Below are 3,481 nucleotides of genomic sequence, written 5' to 3'. Positions count from 1 at the left end.
CGGAGGTTTTAGTTTATGTTACTCCGTTTATCGCTTCCGCTTTTATTGCTCCCCCAGCTCAGCTGGGGGATTAAGACTGTTTCATTTATATTCACTTGGAAGTTTAGCGCCCGGTTCGATCTGTTCCTGTTGGATATACATGATAAGCTGATCTTCTATCTGTGGAACCAATAACTTTTGATTTACTTTCTCATATTTATAAGCCATATAATGCTCCTGTCACAAATATCATCCAGTTAGTACTCCTTTGTAATAACTGTGTTTTCTTAAAAATACTGCAATGTTCAAAGATCCTCAACATCAACAATCTTTATCCCATGTTTCGAGAGAAGTTCTGCGAATACACCCTTTCCTGGAATAAGTTTTCCTGAAAAACTTCCGTCATAAATCTGCTTTACACCACATGAGGGACTTCTAGACTGAAGGATTGCAAGATCGACTTTCTCTTCGAGTGCCTTCTTAAGGCAGATATCAGCTCCTGATCTGAATTCCCTGTCCTTACTTTCTCCGTTTCTGTTTGTGACTGTGCCTCCAACTATCTCACAGGGAATACGAGGTATAGGAAGCCCTCCTGCAACTTCAGGACACACAGGAATGACGTCATGCCCTTTTACGTATTCAGCTACTTTCTCACTATAGTTATTACCGCCATTGTATTTACAATCCCACCCAAGAAGACAGGCACTTACAAGTATTTTCATTTCTTTTGACTTTCTTGATTACAATAATATTTACAGAGGGAAACGTGCCGGATTTAAACTAACTGCTGTTCATATTCTATTCCTGCAACAGACTCATGCTGCAGAATTCCCCTGTCTTTTTCTTGTATCTTATCAGCATATATATGATCCACACTGGGAATCCTATAAAACCTATCAGAACCAATATAATTCCGGAGACAAAGCTATCAGGGTTTACAACAAGCCTGTTTAAAGCTGTGAAGGCATCATACAGCGTATGTATAAGCATCGGAACGAATAAAGCGATAAAATAACAGCTGGCCAACGAACCTTTATTTAGAGCCTTCCTATACTTTGCAATTCCGATAAACTCGCCCATTAACATATTAAGAGCCATATGGGCAGGAACTGATACCTTCCTAAGGAGCATATATATAATCTCCATCCAAGTATCATCACCTGAGTATGCCATTTCTTCCATTATCGTAAATCCAAATCCAACAGCTGCTCCTAAAAGTATATATTCATAAACGTTTTTCAGTCTTGGTTTAAAGATTGTGGCAAACAAGATGATTGCAATAAACTTGATAACTTCTTCCGGCATGCCGGCGGCCATAAAGGCACTTACAAGCGATCCCATTAATGAAGGCATCTGATCAACTGCAGTCCTCAATGCAGTATTTGCAAAAAAGAGCTTAACTCCTATAAAACCTGAGATTTCCATCGTGGCCATACCTAAGGCAATCGGTACAAGGGCCTGTATCCAGCCAATAGGCTCAGGGATTTCTCTTTTAACCATCCTGTAATATAGTAATCCGCATACTAAAACCGTAATGAGTAAAGATAAAGCTGTAGAAAGAGTCATGCATGTCCTCCTGGAATAAACGGTTAAAAATAATACTTTCTCTTCGTATCCTTTAGTATTCTGGTTAATTCCGGATCTTTTCGAAAGCAATCCTCGGATAATCATCTTCTTCTACATAGATCGTTCCACACCGGGTAAATCCAAGCTTATTTAGAAGATTCTGCATCACAATGTTATCTCCATGGGTATCTATTCTGAGATGCCCACACTGTTCAAAAGCCCAGTTTATGCAAAATGCGCCAATGCCTTTTTCTGAACCATCCGTGGCAATCCGGTGGACCACACCATAATTATTATCTCCGATCCACTCACCGTCTTCTATGTCTTTGTAGTTTGGTTCAATATCTTTTCCTTGGTCAAAATAGAACACACCAACTATCGTTCCTGATTCATTTAAGCAAACGAAACTTAGGCCCTTCTCAATATCTTTCTTTATGAGCTCTTCAGGCGGCCAGTTAGTAGGCCCCCACTGGTTTGGATTTCCGTGCTCCGCCATAAATCTTCTGGCATAAGCATATATTTCCATTATCCTGTTAAAATCTTTTTTTCCGGCTTTTCTTATCTTCATGATCTTTTTTAACCCATATATTTTTCCAGCAGAACAAGATTAACATCAGGTATACCATTAAAAACTGTAGGCACAATGGCAACCTCTTTATAACCAAGTTTACTGTACATTTTTCGTGCTGCCATATTTCTTTCGTTTGTATCTATCCGAAGTTCTGAGCAGCCGTTTTCCAATGCATAGTTTTCATAGAACTTTATAAACTCTTTCCCCAGTCCTTGCTTTCCAGCCATGGGAGATATGGTGAGCGTGTGGAGTACACATACTTTATCGTCTTCCGCCTCATGCTCCCATTTAGTTTTCTTATATACGTCCACCTGGATTTTATTTATTATACCTGAGCCAAGCACAATACCGTCCTTTTCAATAATAAAAAGGTCCTCTCTTTTCAAAGCCTCTTCCGCCGTTTCTTTTACAGGATATATTCCCCTGATCCATCCAACAGATATTATCCCTTCTTCCTCTGTCTTATGGATTTCATCATAAATATTTACCACTGCATCAAGGTCCGATTGCGTTGCTTTACGTATCATGATCTAAGCCCCTTTTTAACATTCTCAAACATCGTATGTCCATCCTTGCTCGCCATGGTATATCATCTGTCTTGTCATTCCACCGTCTATACAGATATTCTCGCCCGTAATAAATCCGGCTTTATCAGAGCATAAGAACTTCACCATCTCAGCGATATCTTCCGGCTTTCCGACGCGTCCTACAGGCTGCTGTAAGGCATCTGCCCCTGTGATCTCAGTATCGGTCGTATCAATCCATCCAGGAGAAATGCTGTTTACCCTTGCTTTTCCTGCAAGGCTGATTGCTAGGGCATGTGTTAATGCAGCTATACCTCCTTTTGCCGCTGTATAGCTTTCGGTCTGAGGCTGGCTCATCCTGTCACGGGATGAAGAAATATTTATAATAGATGCTCTGTCTGACAATACAGGCATCAAAAGCTTTGTGAGATAAAACGGAGCGGTCACACCTACGGAAAGGGCGTATTGAAAGTCCTCGTAACTGCATTCATCAATACCTTTCATGATTGGAAGTGCATTATTGATGAGATAATCTACATGTCCGGACTGTTCTATGATATGTTTTGCAAATCTTTCCAATGTTTCCTTATCTCCAATGTCCCCAACAAACCATTCACCGGGTGTTTTATCGATAATGTGCACGGTGACACCATCAGCGCGGAATAAGTCTGCTATCGCTTTTCCAATTCCGTGAGCACCGCCTGTGATCACAGCTACTTTACATTTATCCATAACATCCACCTCTTCCCTCTGGATTAAAATTGTTGTTTGTTTTCACGCCTTATTTACGAATACTTTTGGCTCTTCGTTAGTTTGTGTGGGTATATAAAACGCTATAACC

General features: G+C 40.4%; 5 protein-coding genes. All 5 read right to left on the bottom strand.

Annotated elements, in window-relative coordinates:
- Positions 1 to 284: 284 nt before the first annotated feature.
- Positions 285 to 701, bottom strand: a complete 417-nt coding sequence (locus tag G625_RS0114545) for a DUF523 domain-containing protein (RefSeq protein ID WP_029201673.1) — start codon at positions 699 to 701, stop codon at positions 285 to 287.
- 76 nt (positions 702 to 777) lie between these two features.
- Positions 778 to 1,545: a PrsW family glutamic-type intramembrane protease gene (locus tag G625_RS0114540; RefSeq protein ID WP_029201672.1), complete on the bottom strand. Its 768-nt coding sequence runs from the start codon at positions 1,543 to 1,545 to the stop codon at positions 778 to 780.
- Positions 1,546 to 1,609: 64 nt separating this feature from the next.
- Complete coding sequence (locus G625_RS0114535; RefSeq protein ID WP_029201671.1) at positions 1,610 to 2,113, bottom strand: GNAT family N-acetyltransferase; 504 nt, start codon at positions 2,111 to 2,113, stop codon at positions 1,610 to 1,612.
- 8 nt (positions 2,114 to 2,121) lie between these two features.
- Positions 2,122 to 2,643 (bottom strand): GNAT family N-acetyltransferase, encoded by a 522-nt coding sequence (locus G625_RS0114530; protein WP_044932994.1) that lies wholly within the window; start codon positions 2,641 to 2,643, stop codon positions 2,122 to 2,124.
- 24 nt (positions 2,644 to 2,667) lie between these two features.
- The gene (locus G625_RS0114525) at positions 2,668 to 3,372 is read right to left on the bottom strand and encodes an SDR family NAD(P)-dependent oxidoreductase (protein WP_029201669.1); all 705 of its coding nucleotides are present in this window, start codon (positions 3,370 to 3,372) and stop codon (positions 2,668 to 2,670) included.
- Positions 3,373 to 3,481 lie beyond the last annotated feature (109 nt).

The sequence above is a fragment of the Oribacterium sp. NK2B42 genome, assembly GCF_000424445.1.
Lineage (GTDB): Bacteria > Bacillota > Clostridia > Lachnospirales > Lachnospiraceae > Oribacterium.
The sequence above is the reverse complement of the archived record's forward strand: the minus strand, read 5'-3'. Positions and strand labels throughout refer to the sequence as shown.

Excerpts from the sequence above, each read along its gene's own strand:
- G625_RS0114545 (WP_029201673.1), bottom strand. The coding sequence starts at position 701 with ATGAAAATACTTGTAAGTGCCTGTCTTCTTGGGTGGGATTGTAAATAC.
- G625_RS0114540 (WP_029201672.1), bottom strand. The coding sequence starts at position 1,545 with ATGACTCTTTCTACAGCTTTATCTTTACTCATTACGGTTTTAGTATGC.
- G625_RS0114535 (WP_029201671.1), bottom strand. The coding sequence starts at position 2,113 with ATGAAGATAAGAAAAGCCGGAAAAAAAGATTTTAACAGGATAATGGAA.
- G625_RS0114530 (WP_044932994.1), bottom strand. The coding sequence starts at position 2,643 with ATGATACGTAAAGCAACGCAATCGGACCTTGATGCAGTGGTAAATATT.
- G625_RS0114525 (WP_029201669.1), bottom strand. The coding sequence starts at position 3,372 with ATGGATAAATGTAAAGTAGCTGTGATCACAGGCGGTGCTCACGGAATT.